This window comes from Streptomyces sp. NPDC005393, from assembly GCF_040606675.1.
GTDB lineage: Bacteria > Actinomycetota > Actinomycetes > Streptomycetales > Streptomycetaceae > Streptomyces.
The window spans coordinates 1-16,742 of sequence record NZ_JBEXFG010000072.1 but is presented as its reverse complement, the minus strand read 5'-3'; the positions used below and the strand labels follow the sequence as shown (position 1 = coordinate 16,742).

The following is a 16,742-nucleotide window of genomic DNA, read 5'->3' as shown; positions in this document are numbered from 1 at the left end:
CCGGGGCACTGAGGCGAGGTCGGCGGCGGCGCGCCCGTTCGGCTCGCCCCCAGCTACCGCTGGGAGGTGCCCTCAGCCGGGGCACTGAGGCGAGGTCGGCGGCGGCGCGCCCGTTCGGCTCGCCCCCAGCTACCGCTGGGAGGTGCCCTCAGCCGGGGCACTGAGGCGAGGTGGGCGGGGGCGCTCGCCCCCGGCTACCGCTGGGAGGTGCTCCCAGCCGGGGCACTGAGGCGAGGTCGGCGGCGGTGCGCCCCTTCGGCTCGCCCCCAGCTACCGCTGGGAGGTGCCCCCAGCCGTCCCCCCTCCAGCCCCCGCGGCGGGCAGGGCCCCGAGCGCACATCCCCCGTTGCCCTCTGGTCAGCCCCCGCCCGCCGCGGGTTCCACCCCCCACGTCGCCGGAAGTCAGAGTTCTGATCACCCGCACACAGGCTCCCCCACCGCGCGGCCCTCCGCCGTGCGGCGCTCCCCCTACCCGGATACCGGAGTTCCCCATGTTGCTCGCGGCCGCCCCCGCTGCCGAGACCCCACCCCACACGGGTGGCCTTCTCGCGCTCATCCACGGCACCACCGGTCTGCTGACCGTCGCCGCCCTCGGCATCGCGCTTCTGCTCTACCTGATCATCAAGGTCCGGCTCCAGCCCTTCGTGGCGCTGCTGGGCGTCTCCATCGCCGTGGGCCTGGCCGCCGGCCTGTCGGTCACCGAACTCTTCGGCACGGTCCAGAAGTCCGACGCCGTCTCGCTCATCGAAACCGGCATGGGCGGCATCCTCGGCCACATCGCCATCATCATCGGCCTCGGCACGATGCTCGGTGCGATCCTGGAGGTCTCCGGCGGCGCCGAGGCCCTCAGCTCCCGGCTGCTCGGCCTCTTCGGGGAGAAGCGGGCGCCGCTCGCCATGGGGCTCACCGGCCTGATCTTCGGCATACCCGTCTTCTTCGACGTCGGCATCTTCGTCCTCGCGCCGATCGTCTACGCGGCCGCCAAGCGCAGCGGCAAGTCGATCCTCCTCTACGCGATGCCGCTGCTCGCGGGCCTGTCCATGACCCACGCCTTCCTGCCGCCGCACCCCGGCCCGGTGGCCGCGGCCGGACTGTTCCATGTCGACCTGGGCTGGGTCATCCTGATAGGCATCGTCGTGGGCATCCCGTCGGTGCTGGCCGCGTGGGGCTACGCCGCCTGGATCGGCAAGCGCATCTTCGTCCCCGTACCGCAGGACATGGTCGAGGCGGCCGAGGAGTCCCGGGAGGCGGTCGCGGCCCAGCAGCGCGCCTCCGGCGTCAGCCCGGCCGAGCGGCCGGTCCCGGTGGGCACGGTGCTCGCGATCATCGGCACCCCGCTCGTCCTGATCCTCTGCGCGACCTTCTCCTCCGTCGCGCTGGACCCGAGCACCGGCCGCTCGGTCATCGAGTTCTTCGGCCACCCCTTCGTGGCGCTGACGATCGCCCTGTTCCTCGCCTACTACCTGCTGGGCATCCGGCGCGGCTGGTCCCGCAAGTCGCTGGAGACCGTCTCCACCGCCTCCCTCAAGCCCGTCGGCAACATCCTCCTGGTCGTCGGCGCGGGCGGGGTCTTCGGCGCGGTCCTCAAGGGCAGCGGTGTCGCCCAGGCCCTGGCCGACGCCTTCGACAGCGCGGGCCTGCCGGTCATCGTGCTGGCCTGGCTGATCTCGGTGGTGCTCCGGGTGGCCCAGGGCTCGGCGACGGTCGCGATCGTCACGACGGCGGGCATCGTCACCCCGATGCTCTCCGAGGGCCATTACTCCCAGGCCCATCTGGCGCTGGTCATCATGGCCATCTCGGCGGGCTCGATCTTCGCCTCGCATGTCAACGACGGCGGCTTCTGGATGGTGGCGAAGTACTTCGGCATCTCCGAGAGCGACACGCTGAAGTCCTGGACGGTCCTGGAGACGGTGCTGTCCGTGGCCGGTTTCGTGGTGGCGGCCCTGCTGAGCATCGTCATCTAGCGGACGGCGCCCGCATGACGACGGCCCCCGATCGGCGGAAACCGCCCAGATTCGGGGGCCGTCGCTTCGGCGGTGGGGAGTGGGGTGGCGGGTGCGCGAACTTCGCGAACGCACCGGCCGGGCCAGGCAGCCCCGACGCCTGGTGAGCCGGCTCAACCAACTCGGCTACCAAGTGACCCTCCAAGCGGAAGGAACTGCTCAATGGGACTGGTCGGGCCGTGGAGGGGACTACGGTCCGTAGCCGCCGGCGGGTGAGCACTACCGGTCCGCTGCATCGTGACCGTGGTGCCAACGGGCAGCGGCGTGTCGATCCTGACGTCGGGGTCCACGACCGCCCCGTCAGAGGTGCGGAAGAAGCCGCGTTCGCCACGACAACGCCGAAGCAAGCAATTCCGCTCCGTGCCCAGTTGGCATTCACCGCAACATTCACCATTGCAACTCATTCATGGGAGCATCCAATTTTGCTCAAGTGTTAGCAAAGAATGCTGGTCGAAACAGGGACGGCTCCCGCTCGGCGGTGACGTCGCGAATGCCAAGTCGTTTCATGTTCTACGTACATTCAACTCTCCATCCCCATGAGCGGCATGATCAATCCATAGGGTCCTTGAGGCATTTGAAGGAAGGGACCCATGGAAGAACTCCGCGCAATCCGGGCTCGCGGTATCACGAAGAGCTTCGGTGATGTCGTCGCCCTGGACGGCATCGATCTTGATGTGACGCAGGGTCGGATCCACGGCCTGGTCGGACCGAACGGCGCCGGAAAAACGACGTTGCTCGGCCTTCTGCTGGGGCTCGCGGTGGCCGACAGCGGTCGCCTGGAGGTCCTGGGTACACCGGTCGAGCGGGCACTCGACGCTCCCGACGGTGTCGCCGGCTTCGTGGACGGCCCCGCTCTCTACCCCTCGCTCACCCCACGGCAGAACCTCGCCGCGCTGGCCGCACTCCGCGGCCACGACGCGCGCACGGCGGGGATCGACGACGTACTCGCCGAGGTCGGTCTCACTGATGTCGCCGACGACCGTACCCGCGGCTTCTCCCTCGGCATGCGCCAGCGGCTCGGGCTCGCCGCCGCCCTGCTGACCAAGCCCCGGCTGCTCGTGCTCGACGAACCGTCCAACGGCCTCGACCCGGCGGGCAAGAAGCACGTGCACGGTGTCCTCAACCGGCTCGCGGCCGACGGAACCGCCGTCGTGCTCTCCAGCCACAACATGGACGACCTCGAGGCGCTGTGCTCCGAGGTGACCATCCTCGCCGCCGGACGCGTCGTCTTCTCCGGCCCGCTGTCCAAGCTGGCCACCGAGAACCGTGAACTCGACTACCGGCTGCTCACCTCCGAGCCGCAGGCCGCGCGCCGGCTGGCGGACGACGCGCCGGGGATCCAGGTCGTCGACGACGCCGGGGTACGGCGGCACGCCGAACTGCTCGTCGTACGCGCCCTGGTGCCCGCCCTCGACCAACTCGTGGTGCGGCTCGTGGAGAGGGGCGTCGCGCTGCGCGAACTCACTCCCGTGGTGTCGCCGCTCGAAACCGCGTTTCTCGCCCTCACCGAGCAGCAGGAGGCGGGCAGATGACCGCGACCCTCACCCAGAGCCGGGAACAGGAACACGAGCAGGTGACCGGGGGCCGTCGCGTCCCCGTCACCCGCGCCTGTCGCTTCGAGCTCGTCAAGCTCGTCTCCCAGTGGCGGATCCGCCTGCTGGTCCTCGCCTGCTGGATCGTTCCCGCCCTCTTCGTCGCCGGGGTGAGCCAGCAGAGCACGCTTCCCGTCGACACCCTCTTCGGGCGCTGGATGCTCGCCTCCGGGTGGGCCGGGCCGCTGGTGATGCTCGGTTTCGCGGGGACCTGGGCGCTCCCGCTGCTGACCTCGGTCGTGGCCGGTGATGTGTTCGCCTCCGAGGACCGGCTCGGCACCTGGCGCCATCTGCTCGTCGCGGTCCGCTCGCCTCGGCGGATCTTCGTGGCGAAGGCGGTGGCCAGTCTCACCGTCCTGCTGCTGCTCGTGGCCGGGCTCGCGGTCTCCAGCACCGTCGGCGGCCTCCTCGTGGTCGGCAACCAGCCGCTGGTCGGTCTCGACGGCCATCTCCTGGCACCGTCGGACGCCGCCGTTCAGGTCCTGCTCTCCTGGGTCTGCGTCCTCGCTCCGACCCTGGCGCTCGCCGCACTCGGCTTCCTCGGGTCGGTCACGCTGGGACGGTCCCCGATGGGGCTGCTGGTGCCCGTGCTCGTCTCGCTCGCGATGGCGGTCGCCCAGATGCTGCCGCTTCCGGTGGCCGTGCGCGTCGCCCTGCCGAGCTACGCCCTCACCTCCTGGAACGGTCTGTTCACCAGCCCCCGGCAACTCGGCCCGCTGCTGATTGGCATCGTCGTCAGCCTCGTGTGGGCCGTGGTCGCGACGGCGCTGGCGTATGTGCTCTTCGTACGGCGCGACTTCACCAACCTGGCCCACGACGGTTCGGGCCGCCGCGCGATCACCGTCGGAGTCCTGCCGCTCGTCGGGGTGGCCGCCGCGTCGTTCGCGGTCGTCGCCGCGACGACCCCGGCGACGGGCTCCGGGATCGAGCAGGACAAGGTGCAGCGCTCGCTCGCCACGGCGTTCGCGCACCTGTACCGCATGCAGACCGACCAACTCAACCGACCCGCCGTCACCGAGGCTCAGTTGAAGGCCACGGCGTCGTGCAACAAGGGAAGCACCAGGGTCGCGGCGGAAGGCCCGGGCAACGACTGGCGCTGCGTCGTGACCTGGCATCTTCCCGGCGTCGAGGCCACAGGACAGGCCATCTACCAACTCGACGTGACTCCGGACGGGCGGTTCATGGCCGATGGCGATGGACCGAAGGAAGTGAACGGCTACTTCCTGGTGCGGACCCCCGATGGGGACGCACCGAACCCGCTGTGGCAGTTCGACGGCAACGTCGAACTGCTCGACACCACCCCGAAGGGATAACCCTCAATGCAGGTAACTCGCCGCCGCAAACTCGTCGAGGAAGCTCGGATCAGCCTCATCAGCAGACGCATCGGCCGCCGCATACCGCTGTTGACGGCGGGCACCACCGCTGTCGCCCTCGTGGCCGCCGGCACGGCGCTCGCGCAGACCCACCAGTTCGGCACGGACCAGGTCGGTCAGGTCACCGAGAATGGCCAGGTCGTCTCCAGCAACCAGTACATCGCCCCGTACGGCGACCGACTTGTCATCAACCAGGGCAAGATCATGTCGTCCTCGGTCAGCCCGGACGGTACGCACATGGCCGCCTCGGTCACCGACGGTGGCGCGGCCCTGGCCATCGTGGACCTGAAGAACTGGAAGACGCAGCAGCTCGTCAGCAACGCCGCGTCGTCGAACCCCCGCATCAGCAGCAACAACGTGGGCCAGGAAGGCCCGACGTACTCGCCCGACGGCAAGCAGCTGTGGCTGGGCCAGCCGGACGGCTACACCGTGTTCACCGTGAACGCGGACGGCAGCGTCTCCAGCCCGCGGACCGTCGCCATCCCGGCGGACGGCTCCAAGCACGCCCTGGTGGGCGAGGCCGTGTTCTCGGCCGACGACAAGACCGTGTACTCCGCGGTCAACGGCCAGAACCGGGTCGTCTCCATCGACGCGGCGACCGGGACCATCAAGCGGAGCTGGGCCGTGGGCAACGCCCCGCGCGACATGACCGTCGTCGGCGACAAGCTCTACGTCAGCAACGAGGGTGGCCGCCCGGCCAAGCCCGGCGAGCCCACGATCAACTCGTACGGTACGCAGGTACTCGCCGACCAGAAGACCGCTGCCACCACCAGCGGCACGGTCAGCGTCATCGACCTGGCGAACCAGGACGCCGCGGTCTCCAGCATCGAGGTCGGTCTGCACCCGACCGCCGTGTACGCCAAGAACGGCGCGGTGTTCGTCACCAACACCGCCGACAACAACGTGTCGGTCATCGACACGGCGAAGGGCAAGGTCGTCCAGACCATCTCCACCCAGCCGTGGGCCAAGGCCCACGTGGGCTACGAGCCCGACGCGGTGACCCTCACCGACGACGGTCATCTGCTGGTGACCCTCGGCCGCGCCAACGCCGTCGCCGTCTACAAGTTCACCTCCGCGCAGGAGCCGGTCAGCTACGTCGGCCTGCTCCCCACGGACTACTTCCCCTCGGAGATCACCACCTCCGGCAACGAGGTGTACGTCTCCAACACCCGTGGCATCGACGCCCGCCGTAAGGCCACCGGCGGTCACGGCACCCACGACACGACGTCGAGCGTGCAGAAGTTCACGCTGCCCGACGACAGCGTGATCAGGTCCTACACCGGCAAGGTCTTCAAGCAGAACGGCTGGAACGGCGAGTCCCTCAAGAAGTCCGACGGCTCCCCGGCCAAGCCGGTGCCGGTCCCGGTCAAGCTCGGCGACCCCTCGACGATCAAGCACGTCTTCCTGCTCGTCAAGGAGAACCGGACCTACGACCAGGTCTTCGGTGACATGCCGCAGGGCAACGGCGACCCGTCGCTGACCCAGTTCGGCGAGAACGTCACGCCGAACCAGCACGCCCTGGCCAAGCAGTTCGGCCTGTTCGACAACACGTACGACATCGGCACCAACTCCGCCGAGGGTCACAACTGGCTGATGCAGTCCGACAACCCGGAGTACACCGAGTCCTCGGCCGGTGAGTACACCCGCAGCTACGACACCGAGGACGACGCCCTCGGCCACCAGAAGACCGGCTTCATCTGGACCGGTGCGCAGGCGGCCCGCAAGTCCGTGCGGAACTTCGGTGAGTTCCAGCAGTTCCTGACCAAGCCGTCGGGCGCCAGCTGGCAGAACCTGTACTGCGACACCAAGAACATGGCGGCGACCGGTCAGGACACCGCCTACCCGCTGAACTCGAGCTCGCCGATCCCGTCGCTCAACGACGTGTCGGTGCACGGCTTCCCGAAGTTCGACACCAGCGTCCCGGACGTCTACCGGGCACAGATCTGGAAGAAGGACTTCGAGAAGAACGGTCCGGCGAACCTGAACATGTTCTGGCTCTCCAGCGACCACACCGGTGGCCCGGTGAGCCCTGCCTCCCAGGTCGCGGACAACGACCTCGCCGTGGGCCGGATCGTCGACAAGATCTCGCACAGCAAGTACTGGAAGGACTCGGCGATCTTCGTCGTCGAGGACGACTCCCAGGCCGGCCTCGACCACGTCGACGGCCACCGCGCCCCGGTCCAGATCATCAGCCCCTGGGCCAAGCACTCCACGGTGGACAGCCACTACTACTCGCAGATCAACATGGCGCGGACCATCGAGCAGATCCTCGGGGTCCAGCCGATGAACCAGAAGGACACCGCGGCCACCCCGATGGCCTCGGCGTTCACCCAGCGCCCGGACTTCACGCCGTTCAAGGCGCTGCCCAACCGGACCTCGCTGACCGACGGTGTGAAGACCGCGCCGTCCTGTGGTCTGGACACCCCCGCGGCGCAGAGCCTGAAGGCGGCGGCCGTGCCATCGGCCTCGGTGCCGACGAACATGAAGAACGTCGCCGCCGAGTGGGACCAGTGGAAGTCGAAGCAGCGGCTGACCGGTCCCAACGCCGTTCCGGACTACGCTCCCCCCGCCCAGATGAACCACCTCACGTGGTACGAGACGCACAACTGGGCGAAGCCGTACCCGGGTGAGAAGAAGATCTACGCTCCTCAGGACGTGCCGGGCGCCTATATCCCGTCGGCGGAGAACGACGGCTGACGCAGGCTCACGTTTCGGGTGGCCCCTGGTCGGCATCATCGCCGGTCAGGGGCCCACCTGCGGTGTGGCCCGCACCCTGGATCAGGTGGTGGGGAACTCCCCGCGCTTGACGGCGGAGACGAACGCCGACCACGCGGACGGCTCGAATACGAGCGCCGGGCCGTGCGGGTCTTTGCTGTCGCGGACGGGTATGGCGGAGTGGCCACGCGCGACCTCAAGGCATTCGCCCTGATCACCGCCGCTGTAGCTGGACTTGTACCACCCGGTGAGGGCGGACGCGTCGGAGACGGTGTGCTCACTACTGACCATGCGCGTGTTCCTCTGCTGCCGCCCTGACGAGGGCCAGTGACTCCTGGTGCGACAACGCGTCGCTCAGGGCCAGAGCGTAGGCGGTGTGGCAAGCGTTCACCAGAGATGGATCATCCATCAAGTTGCCGGTGAGGAAGCCTTCGACGTAACCCACTGGGGCGGAGTCCTTGAAGCTCATGAGCGTGAGCAGACTCTGTTGGAGTGCGTGAGCCCCAGCACTGTAGGGCAGTACGTGCAGCCGCAGGCGTCCCGCTTCGCCCATGTCCGCGATCTTGTTCAGCTGTTCGGCCATGACCTGGGAGCCACCGACGTGGCGTCGAAGGACGGCTTCGTCGAGGAGCGTCCACACGACAGGCGACGGGCCATCCAGAAGCCGGGCGCGCTCCGTTCGGATGACGACTTCCCGGTCAAGTTCCTCGGCTGTGTGGTTGGGTCGGTAGGCGCTGAACAGGGCGCGTGCGTAGGCGGGAGTCTGGAGCACGCCAGGAACAAGGGTGAGCGCAAATTGCTGGATCAGCGTGGCCTGCTGTTCCAGCTCGGCCACGGCCGCGAAGTGGTCGGTCCACTTCGTCTCCAGATCCTCCAGCCACCGGACGAAGAACCCGTCCGTTCCCAGCGCCTGGTCGATCCGCTGCGCGTCGTCCGGGTTCGGCAGCCGCCTCCCGGCCTCGAAGTGACTGATCAGCGTGGGCGAGCACACCACGATCTCGCTCAGCGCCTCCTGTGTCATGTCGGCCGCTGTGCGGCGGATCCTCAGCTCCTCCCCGTACTTCTCCCTGGGGGTGCGTGGCCTTCGGTCCATCTTCATGGGCTGACTCCCCGAGTTGAAAGGTGCGTGGTCAGGCTCGCCCTGCTAGCAGCGTAGCCAGAACAACCACCAATCTGTGAGGAAAGCGCCACACAGCGTGAAGTAACTCAATGGAGCTGATGAACATGAGTACCGGGCTGCGCCTGCTGCCGTGGTCGGACCCCGACGGCAAGCCGTGTTACCTGGCGTCGGACGACGGGGACAGCCCGTTGAGCCGACGTGCGGACGCGATCGAGGCCGTGCAGATGTCCATGGGTGAGGAACTCCTCCGGCACGCCCGGGAGCTGCTGGGCGAGCCCAAGGCAGACGCGCGGGAACTCCGCTTCCTCGCGGATCGGCTGTGTGAGGCGCTGCGCGACGTGTTGCGGGTCGCTGAGAGCAGGGGCGCCCGCCTGCCTGCGTACGGCGGTTGCCAGGGCGATTGACGAGGCGCCGTCCCGGCGGGTTTCCCCGCCGGGACGGCGCCCGCGGCGTGCCCTACGGCCTCGGCTCAGGAGCAGTACTGGGCTTCCTTGCCGATCGACCGGTACATGCAGTCCGCGTTCTCCAGGAGTTGGAGCACCGCGTCCCGGTTGCGGCTCGTCTCGCGGCCGATGACCTCGTCGGGTGGGTAGAAGCCGCCCGACCCGGCCGAGGCCGGGTACATCTCGAAGGTGTAGGCGAAGACCTTCTGCGTGCCCCACAGCCAGTCGTCGATCGCGCCGTCCGTGATGTAGAGGTCGCTGGACTGCTCGGGGGTGTAGCCGTTGCTGGCGGCCATCTTCTTGCCCACCGTCGCGAAGGCGTCGCGGTCGTCCTTGGTCATGCCGGTCGTCGTGTCGCTGGTCGTCCAGCCGAAGGGCCACATCACCAGTTCGCTGTAGGTGTGGAAGTCGATGGCGGCCTTGAGCTGCTGCTTGCCGCCGACGACGCGGCTGCGGGCGAAGTCGGCGACGACCTTCACCTCGGGGGCGGAGGCGGCGCTGGGGCCGCGGTAGGTCTCGGAGCCGGGGGAGCCGGAGGAGCCGCCGCAGCAGCCCCATTTGAAATCCCAGTTGCGGTTGAGGTCGGTGCCGACGTACGACGAGCCGGAGTTGGGCTGGCGGTTCTTGCGCCAGCTGCGGTAGGAGCCGGTGGCGATGTCGTACTCGCCGCCGTCCGGGTTCACATCGGGGACGATCCAGATCTCCCGGCCGTTGACCGCGTTCGTGATCCGGGAGTCGGTGCCGTAGCCGTCGGTGAGCTGGTGCATCAGATACAGGGCCATCTCCACCGTCAGATGCTCGCGTGCGTGCTGGTGGTGGGTGAAGAGCACCTCGGGCTCGTTCTCGTCGGTGGCCACATTGTCGCTGATCTTGAGGGCGTCGATGGAGCGACCCTCGTACGACTTTCCGATGACGCGCTTACTGAGAATGGCGGGGTACTTGGCGATGGCCGCGTCGATCTCGGCGTTGGTCTCGGCGTAGTTGTGGTACTTCGAGTCGGCGGAGGGGAAGTCGAAGGGCACCGTGGACCGGCCCTCGCTGCGGTCGGGCGGGCCGGTGAGCTCGGTGAGCCGGTAGCCGAGCGCGCGCAACCGCCTGGCCTGCGCGGCGTCGGCGGTGACGACCACGGACCGGGCGTCCGCCTCGTCGATGGAGACCCCGGTGGCGGCGATGGCGGAGCGGTCGGCGGGGGTGGCGGGGCCGGCGATCCGGTACTGCCGCACACTCTCGTCGGCCGCGACATCGGCCGCGACCTCGGGCGTGGTGGCCGGGGAGGCGGTCGATGGGGCGGTGCGTCCGGAGCCCGGCCGTGGGGCCGGGTCATCGGCCTGAGCTGCGATGGGGGCGGCGAGGGCGAGGGTCATCAGGGCGGTGAGGGCGGTAACCCGTCTGCCGCGGATGCGTCGTCGCATGAATGCTCCTGGGGGGTGAGAGGCGAGCGACTGCTGCGCCAGTGTTCGGCCATGCGCATGACATGGTCAAGGGCTGGAAATGGTCGAAGCCGAAGGAACTTCTCATCGAGGGAAGGAACACCCCCCATGACCAGACCTCTCGTCGGCGCGCTCTCGGCCCTGTTACTGGGTGGCGCGACCCTCGCGGGCGCGGGCGCGGCCCCCGCGGCGGCCGCGTCCCACGCCAAGTCCCCGAAGGCGGTCACCTTCGCGGGCACGGTGGCGCTCAGCAACTGCTCCGGCTCCGTCGTCCGGGCGCCGGGATCCGCCGACACCGACCCCGCGCTCGTCCTCTCCAACGGGCACTGCCTGGAGAGCGGCTTCCCGAGCGCGGGCGAAGTGATCGTCGACCAGCCGTCCACCCGCGGCTTCACCCTGCTGACCAGCGCGGGCGGCAGCGCCGGCACCCTCAGGGCCAGCAAGATCGCGTACGCGACGATGACCGACACCGACATCTCGCTGTACCAGCTGAGCTCGACATATGCCCAGATCCAGTCGAGGTACGGCATCAAGGCGCTGTCGCTGTCCGACAGCCACCCGGCCCAGGGTTCCGCCATCAATGTGGTCTCCGGCTACTGGAAGAAGATCTACTCCTGCAATATCGACGGATTCGCATATCGTCTTAAGGAAGGTGAGTGGACCTGGAAGGACTCGGTCCGCTACACCTCCGCCTGCAACACGATTGGCGGAACGTCGGGCTCGCCCGTCGTCGACCCCGCCTCCGGCAAGGTCGTGGCCGTGAACAACACGGGCAACGAGGACGGCGGCCGGTGCACCGTCAACAACCCGTGCGAGGTCGACGAGACCGGGAAGACAACGGTCCGCCAGGGCATCAACTACGCCCAGGAGACGTACGGCATCACCCGGTGCCTGACCACCGGGAACAAGGTAGACCTCAGCCTGGCCGGGTGTGAGCTGCCCAAGCCGTGACGCAGGCGCGGGGGCCGGCCTCCTGGGGGCCGGCCCCCGCGCCGGGGGACGAGCCGGCCGCAGCCCATTGGGCCGTTCGAGTGAGGCGCAGCCGGGTCCCTACGGTTCCCTACAGCCCGTGGACGTGCGGCCCGACCGCCTTCGACCAGGCGTTGCCGCTCGCCGCGTCCCAGTTGGTGGACCAGGTCATCGCGCCGCGGATGCCGGGGTAGGTCTTCGACGGCTTGAAGGAGCCGCAGTTGGTGCCGCGTGCCAGACAGTCCAGGGCGTTGTTGACCACTGAGGGGGCCACATAGCCGCTGCCCGCGCCCCTCGTCGAGGCCGGGAGGCCCAGGCCCACCTGGGGCGGGTTGAGGCCGCCTTCCAGCTGGATGCAGGCGAGGGAGGTGAGGAAGTCGACCGAGCCCTGGGAGTAGACCTTGCCGTCGCAGCCCAGCATCGAGCCGCTGTTGTAGTACTGCATATTGACCACCGTCAGGATGTCCTTGATGTTCAGCGCCGTCTGGAAGTAGGCGCTGGACGTGGACTGCATGTCGATGGTCTGCGGGGCCATGGTGATGACAAGCTTCGCCCCGGCCTTCGCGGACAGGGAGCGCAGCGCCTGGGTCATATAGGTCGCGTTGAGGCCGTTCTCCAGGTCGATGTCGACGCCGTCGAAGCCGTATTCCCGCATCAGGGCGTAGACGGAGCTCGCGAAGGTGTTGGCGGAGGTGGAGTCGTTGACGGAGACCGTGCCGTTCTGGCCGCCGATCGAGATGACGACCGATTTGCCCGCCGCCTGCTTGGCCTTGATGTCGTCCTTGAACTGCTGCTCGCTGCCGTAGCCGAGGGCCGGGTCGAGGGTGAAGCCGACGCCGCCCGGGGTGCCGGTGGCGTCGGCGAAGGCGACGGCGATGATGTCGTACTGATCCTGGACGTCGCGCAGCTTCTGCACGGTGGCGCCGTTGTCGAAGTTCTGCCAGTAGCCGGTGACGGCGTGCTGGGGCACGGAGCCGCCGCCCCCGCCGCTTCCCGAGGTGGTCGTGCCGGTGACGGCGGACGACTTGGGGGACTCGCCCGTCGCGTTGACCGCGGTCACCTGGAACTGGTAGGAGGTGGCGGCGGCCAGGCCCGTCACCGTCGCGGAGGTGCCGCTGACCGCCTGCACCCTGGTGCCGTCGCGGTAGACGTCGTAGCCGGTGGCGCCGCTGACGGCGTTCCAGGACAGGGTTATCGACGAGGACGTCGCGGTGCCGGTCCTCAGCCCGCTCGGCGCGCCCGGTACGGGGTCGCCGGGGTTGCCGCCGCCGGGCCCCGTGAGGCTGATGTCGTCCGCGTAGTAGGCGGGTTGCCCGTACCAGCCGTGGGTGTAGACGGTCACCGAGGTCGTACTCGCCCCGGTGGTGAAGTTGGTGGTGAGCTGCTGCCAGCCCGAGGTGGACGGCGTCCACGTCGACACGTCCGTGGTCCCCGTCCCGCTCGCGCCGAGGTAGACATAGCTGCCCTGGACCCAGGCGCTGAGCGAGTACGAGGAGTTCGGCTTGACGGCGACGGTCTGCGCGCACTGGGCGTTGTCCGAGCCCGCCGGGGTGGCCTTGAGCGCGGCGGAGCCGCCGTGAACGGGGCTCGTGACCGTCGTGCCGCTCGCGGCCGAGCAGGTCCAGCCGCTCAGCCCGGATTCGTAGCCGGGGTTCTGGGCGAGGTTGGGGTCGGCCGCGCCGGCGGTGGAGCCGCCCGCGAGGACGAGGCCGGTGGCGGCGAGCGCGGTGGCCGCGAGCGTGCTCGTGAGCCGGCCGAACCGGCGTCTGAGCCGGGTGCTCGGGATGCGGGGGGCACGGTCCATGACTGCCTCCGTGGGGGAATGCAGGGGGAAGTTGGCGTGAAGCAGGAGCTTGGGGACGGTGGCCACCGCGTAAACGTAAAATGGTCCAGACCAATAGGGTTGTCAAGAGGATGCGCGCGCCCGCACGGAGCAGCGGACCGTAACTCTGGGGAACTGTTCTCTCCCGCGGCTTTCGTGGATAAAGTGACGATGCACCAGACCCAGGGGGAGCACCGACCTGCGGCCGCCGCCGCTCGGCGCCGATGTGAGACGGGGTAGCCGACGTGCCCACCGCGATAGCAGTCACCGGCCGCGAGCTGGTGCTTCCGCCGCCCGACGGGCAGACCCCGGCGGGCGTAGTGCTCCGCCCGCCGGACGCACAGTCGCTCGACGACGCGCTCGCCGAGGTCGGGGCCCTCCTCGACCAGCAGGGCTATCTCGTCGTGCTCTGTCCCGCCGCGGCCCCGCCGCCCGTCGTGCGCAGACTGCACACCGTGCGCGCGGTCCTGGAGAGCGACCGGATGGCGCTGATGCCGCTCGACCTGCCCCCGCTGGCCGTCGCCGTGCTCGCCCGTCAACTGCGCCAGCTGTCCGTCTCCGACTTCAGCCCCGGGGTCCTGGCCTGCGCCGCCCGGCTGCTGACGCACTACATCCACGCGGGCGCGCTGCTCGGCAGCGTCGCCAGGCTGGACCGGGTACCGGTCAGCCTCACCTCACACGTCAGGTCCTGGATGCCGGGCGCGCACTTCGGTGTGCTGGCACACCCCACCCCGCGGCTGGTCAAGGCGGGCGGCGAGAGCCTGCTGCCGGCGCCCGGATACGCCACCCGGATGACCGTCGCACGAGGGCAGCTGGGCAGCCATGGCTACGGGGGCGGGGGAGCGGGGCGCGACGACTGGGTCACCGGAGCGCTCGCGCCCGCCTGGGGCGTACCGGGCGTGGAGGAGGTGCCGCTGCCCGCCGAGTCGGCGCGCTGGTGGGGCACCCCGAAGCTGATCGAGTTCGCGGCGGCCATCCCCGACCTCTCCGTCCTCTACCAGCTCGTGGCGTCCGTACGGAGAGAGGAATGCCACTGGTGCGGCTTCGAACTCATCGGGGACCGCTGCGCCTTCTGCTCCTGCCCGGTGGCGCGCGGCGATGACATCCCCGCCCTGCTCCCGACCCAACGCCCCGCTCTGACCAGCCGGTAACGTCCCCGAACGAGGTTGTCCGCCCCATGAATTCACGCCAGCGCCGCGGAGTCATCCTGCTGCTCCTGTCGGTCCTGTGCGCCGTCGGCGCCTTCGCCGGAGTGCTGTCCGTCATCGACGACGTGGAGTCGAAGGTCGGCCCCGAGACCACCGCGTACAAGCTCACGTCGGATGTCGAGCCCTACAGGGCGCTGGAGGCGGGGGACTTCAGAGAGGTCTCCATGCCCAAGCGCTATGTGCCCTCCACCGCCGTCACCGACCTCGCCTCGCTGCGCGGCAAGATCGCGGTGACCACGCTGCGCAAGGGGTCGCTGCTCCAGGAGGACATGATCGTGGAGCGGCCCGCGCTCAAGGCCGGGCAGCAGGAGATCGCCATCATGATCGACGCGTCGACCGGGGTGGCGGGCAAGATCACCCCGGGTGCGAAGGTCAATATCTACGCGACCTTCGAGGGCAAGGCGCAGGGCGACGAGCCGGTCTCCAAGCTGATCGTCGCGGGCGCGGAGGTCCTCGACCTCGGCCGGATCACCGCCCTGAAGCCGGATCAGGACGACTCCCAGCGGATCGACAAGGCCGTGCCGATCACCTTCGCGCTCGACACCAGGAACGCGCAGCGCGTGGCGTACGCCGAGTCCTTCGCCTCGCATGTGCGCCTCGCGCTGGTCGGCCCCGGCGGCGACGGCTCGATAGCACCCGGCGACCGCACCTACACCCTCGACGGCGACAAATGAGTGAGGAGGTGCCGCGGTGACGATCAGAATTCTGCCGGCCGTCGGCGACCCCGACGCCGCCCGCTCCCTCGGCGGGCTGCTCGGACAGCTGCCCGGTGTCGAACCGTCGGCGCCGGTGGGCGATTCGACCCTGCTGCTCGACACCCTCGCCGCGCTGGCGGCCGCCTCCCTGGAGGAGCTGCCGGAGGTCGTCCTCGTCCATGAGCGCATCGCCCCGGCGCCCGCGCTGGAGCTGATCCGCGAGATCGCGCTCCGCTTCCCGGCGGTGGGCGTGGTGCTGGTCACGGCGGACGCGGGGCCCGCGCTGTACTCGGCCGCCATGGACGCCGGGGCGCGCGGCATCGCCGGAATACCGCTCTCGTACGAGGAGTTGGCGGCCCGCGTCCAGGGCGCCGCCCAGTGGGCCACGGGCGTACGGCGCCACCTCGGGGGCGGCGGCGACGCGCCGGCGACCGGCCCCGGCGGAAAGGTGGTCGCGGTCGCGGGCGCCAAGGGCGGGGTCGGGACCACCGTCACCGCCGTCCAGCTCGCGCTCGCGGCGCGGGCCGCGGGGCGCAAGGTCGCGCTCGTCGACATGGACCTCCAGTCCGGGGACGTCGCCTCGTACCTCGATGTCCAGTTCCGGCGGTCGATCGCCGATCTGGCGCAGATCAGCGACATCTCCCCGCGGGTGCTCCAGGACGCCGTCTTCACCCATCAGACCGGCCTCGGGCTGCTGCTCGCACCGGGCGAGGGCGAGCGCGGCGAGGAGGTGACCGACCGGACGGCCCGGCAGGTCATCGCGGCGCTGCGGTCGCGCTTCGAGCTGGTCGTCGTCGACTGCGGCACGCAGATGACCTCGGCGGGCGCGGCCTCCGTCGAACTCGCGGACGTCGCGCTGCTGGTGACCACCCCGGACGTGGTCGCGGTGCGCGCCGCCAAGCGGATGGTCCGGCTCTGGGACCGGCTCCAGATCCGCAAGGCGGAGGAGACCGTGACCGTCGTCAACCGGCATACGCGCGGCGCCGAGGTCCAGCCGCAGCTGGTCGCGCGGGCGACCGGGACGACGGTGGCGCGGACGGCGATCCCGGCCGGCTTCAAGGAGCTCCAGCCCGCCGTCGACTCCGGCCGGATGCAGGATCTGGACGCCAAGTCGGCCGTCAAACAGGCGCTGTGGGGGCTGGCCGGGGAACTGGGGCTGGTGGACGCGGCGCCCCCGGGAGGCGGCGGCGGTGGCCGCCGGGCCGCCCGGGCCGCGCACCGTGGCGGCGGCCACGCGGCCGGCGCCGGCGACCGCTCGCTGCCGGGGCTGCGGCGGCGCCGTTCTCCTGCAATGCCGCTCGTGTCAGTTCCAGGCGGCGAGCGCGCAGGTCGGCGACGGCGGCGGCCCAGCGGGCGATGCCGACGCGGCGGC

At 69.7% G+C, this 16,742-nt stretch carries 13 protein-coding genes; 9 read left to right on the top strand and 4 right to left on the bottom strand.

Annotation, left to right across the window (positions count from 1 at the left end; genetic code table 11):
• Nucleotides 1-491: 491 nt before the first annotated feature.
• The 4 genes from ABZS71_RS33360 to ABZS71_RS33345 all read left to right on the top strand — a co-directional run bounded on the left by ABZS71_RS33360 (nucleotide 492) and on the right by ABZS71_RS33345 (nucleotide 7,665).
• Nucleotides 492-1,964, top strand: a complete 1,473-nt coding sequence (locus ABZS71_RS33360) for a gluconate:H+ symporter (RefSeq protein WP_356216101.1) — start codon at nucleotides 492-494, stop codon at nucleotides 1,962-1,964.
• 629 nt (nucleotides 1,965-2,593) lie between these two features.
• Nucleotides 2,594-3,535: an ABC transporter ATP-binding protein gene (locus tag ABZS71_RS33355; protein ID WP_356216098.1), complete on the top strand. Its 942-nt coding sequence runs from the start codon at nucleotides 2,594-2,596 to the stop codon at nucleotides 3,533-3,535.
• Nucleotides 3,532-4,908 carry an ABC transporter permease gene (locus ABZS71_RS33350; protein ID WP_356216095.1) on the top strand — a complete coding sequence of 459 codons (1,377 nt, stop codon included), beginning with the start codon at nucleotides 3,532-3,534 and terminating at the stop codon, nucleotides 4,906-4,908. Before ABZS71_RS33355 ends, ABZS71_RS33350 begins: the two co-directional genes overlap by 4 nt.
• A 6-nt stretch (nucleotides 4,909-4,914) precedes the next feature.
• A complete protein-coding gene (locus ABZS71_RS33345) occupies nucleotides 4,915-7,665 on the top strand; it encodes an alkaline phosphatase family protein (protein WP_356216092.1) in 2,751 nt (916 codons plus the stop codon).
• A gap of 81 nt (nucleotides 7,666-7,746) precedes the next feature.
• On the opposite strand, the gene ABZS71_RS33340 is transcribed toward ABZS71_RS33345, so the two are convergent.
• Together ABZS71_RS33340 and ABZS71_RS33335 are read right to left on the bottom strand one after the other, a co-directional pair.
• Nucleotides 7,747-7,974 (bottom strand): DUF397 domain-containing protein, encoded by a 228-nt coding sequence (locus ABZS71_RS33340; protein ID WP_356216089.1) that lies wholly within the window; start codon nucleotides 7,972-7,974, stop codon nucleotides 7,747-7,749.
• Nucleotides 7,964-8,782, bottom strand: coding sequence for a helix-turn-helix transcriptional regulator (locus ABZS71_RS33335; protein ID WP_356216086.1), 819 nt, complete (start codon nucleotides 8,780-8,782; stop codon nucleotides 7,964-7,966). Before ABZS71_RS33335 ends, ABZS71_RS33340 begins: the two co-directional genes overlap by 11 nt.
• Before the next feature lie 119 nt (nucleotides 8,783-8,901).
• Here ABZS71_RS33335 and ABZS71_RS33330 point away from each other — a divergent pair, with 119 nt between their 5' ends.
• Complete coding sequence (locus ABZS71_RS33330) at nucleotides 8,902-9,207, top strand: hypothetical protein (RefSeq protein ID WP_356216083.1); 306 nt, start codon at nucleotides 8,902-8,904, stop codon at nucleotides 9,205-9,207.
• Nucleotides 9,208-9,272: 65 nt separating this feature from the next.
• On the opposite strand, the gene ABZS71_RS33325 is transcribed toward ABZS71_RS33330, so the two are convergent.
• On the bottom strand, nucleotides 9,273-10,658 hold the full coding sequence (locus tag ABZS71_RS33325) for a M14 family metallopeptidase (protein ID WP_356216080.1): 1,386 nt from the start codon (nucleotides 10,656-10,658) through the stop codon (nucleotides 9,273-9,275).
• A gap of 126 nt (nucleotides 10,659-10,784) precedes the next feature.
• Here ABZS71_RS33325 and ABZS71_RS33320 point away from each other — a divergent pair, with 126 nt between their 5' ends.
• Nucleotides 10,785-11,627 carry a serine protease gene (locus ABZS71_RS33320; protein WP_356216078.1) on the top strand — a complete coding sequence of 281 codons (843 nt, stop codon included), beginning with the start codon at nucleotides 10,785-10,787 and terminating at the stop codon, nucleotides 11,625-11,627.
• Between the two features lie 109 nt (nucleotides 11,628-11,736).
• Here the strand turns inward: ABZS71_RS33320 and ABZS71_RS33315 are convergent, their stop codons facing one another.
• Nucleotides 11,737-13,449: a glycoside hydrolase family 18 protein gene (locus ABZS71_RS33315; RefSeq protein WP_356216076.1), complete on the bottom strand. Its 1,713-nt coding sequence runs from the start codon at nucleotides 13,447-13,449 to the stop codon at nucleotides 11,737-11,739.
• 263 nt (nucleotides 13,450-13,712) lie between these two features.
• Between ABZS71_RS33315 and ABZS71_RS33310 the strand changes: the two genes are divergently transcribed.
• The 3 genes from ABZS71_RS33310 to ABZS71_RS33300 all read left to right on the top strand — a co-directional run.
• Nucleotides 13,713-14,618 (top strand): hypothetical protein, encoded by a 906-nt coding sequence (locus ABZS71_RS33310; protein WP_356216074.1) that lies wholly within the window; start codon nucleotides 13,713-13,715, stop codon nucleotides 14,616-14,618.
• A 26-nt stretch (nucleotides 14,619-14,644) separates the two neighbouring features.
• Entirely contained in the window at nucleotides 14,645-15,349 is a 705-nt protein-coding gene (gene cpaB, locus ABZS71_RS33305) for a Flp pilus assembly protein CpaB (protein WP_355855545.1), read from the top strand.
• Nucleotides 15,350-15,365: 16 nt separating this feature from the next.
• On the top strand, nucleotides 15,366-16,742 hold a 1,377-nt coding region (locus ABZS71_RS33300; RefSeq protein WP_356216072.1), incomplete at its 3' end, for an AAA family ATPase.

Bases quoted from the DNA above. Each gene is read 5' to 3' on its own strand.
- ABZS71_RS33360 (WP_356216101.1), top strand. From the start codon at position 492: ATGTTGCTCGCGGCCGCCCCCGCTGCCGAGACCCCACCCCACACGGGT.
- ABZS71_RS33355 (WP_356216098.1), top strand. From the start codon at position 2,594: ATGGAAGAACTCCGCGCAATCCGGGCTCGCGGTATCACGAAGAGCTTC.
- ABZS71_RS33350 (WP_356216095.1), top strand. From the start codon at position 3,532: ATGACCGCGACCCTCACCCAGAGCCGGGAACAGGAACACGAGCAGGTG.
- ABZS71_RS33345 (WP_356216092.1), top strand. From the start codon at position 4,915: ATGCAGGTAACTCGCCGCCGCAAACTCGTCGAGGAAGCTCGGATCAGC.
- ABZS71_RS33340 (WP_356216089.1), bottom strand. From the start codon at position 7,974: ATGGTCAGTAGTGAGCACACCGTCTCCGACGCGTCCGCCCTCACCGGG.
- ABZS71_RS33335 (WP_356216086.1), bottom strand. From the start codon at position 8,782: ATGAAGATGGACCGAAGGCCACGCACCCCCAGGGAGAAGTACGGGGAG.
- ABZS71_RS33330 (WP_356216083.1), top strand. From the start codon at position 8,902: ATGAACATGAGTACCGGGCTGCGCCTGCTGCCGTGGTCGGACCCCGAC.
- ABZS71_RS33325 (WP_356216080.1), bottom strand. From the start codon at position 10,658: ATGCGACGACGCATCCGCGGCAGACGGGTTACCGCCCTCACCGCCCTG.
- ABZS71_RS33320 (WP_356216078.1), top strand. From the start codon at position 10,785: ATGACCAGACCTCTCGTCGGCGCGCTCTCGGCCCTGTTACTGGGTGGC.
- ABZS71_RS33315 (WP_356216076.1), bottom strand. From the start codon at position 13,449: ATGGACCGTGCCCCCCGCATCCCGAGCACCCGGCTCAGACGCCGGTTC.
- cpaB (WP_355855545.1), top strand. From the start codon at position 14,645: ATGAATTCACGCCAGCGCCGCGGAGTCATCCTGCTGCTCCTGTCGGTC.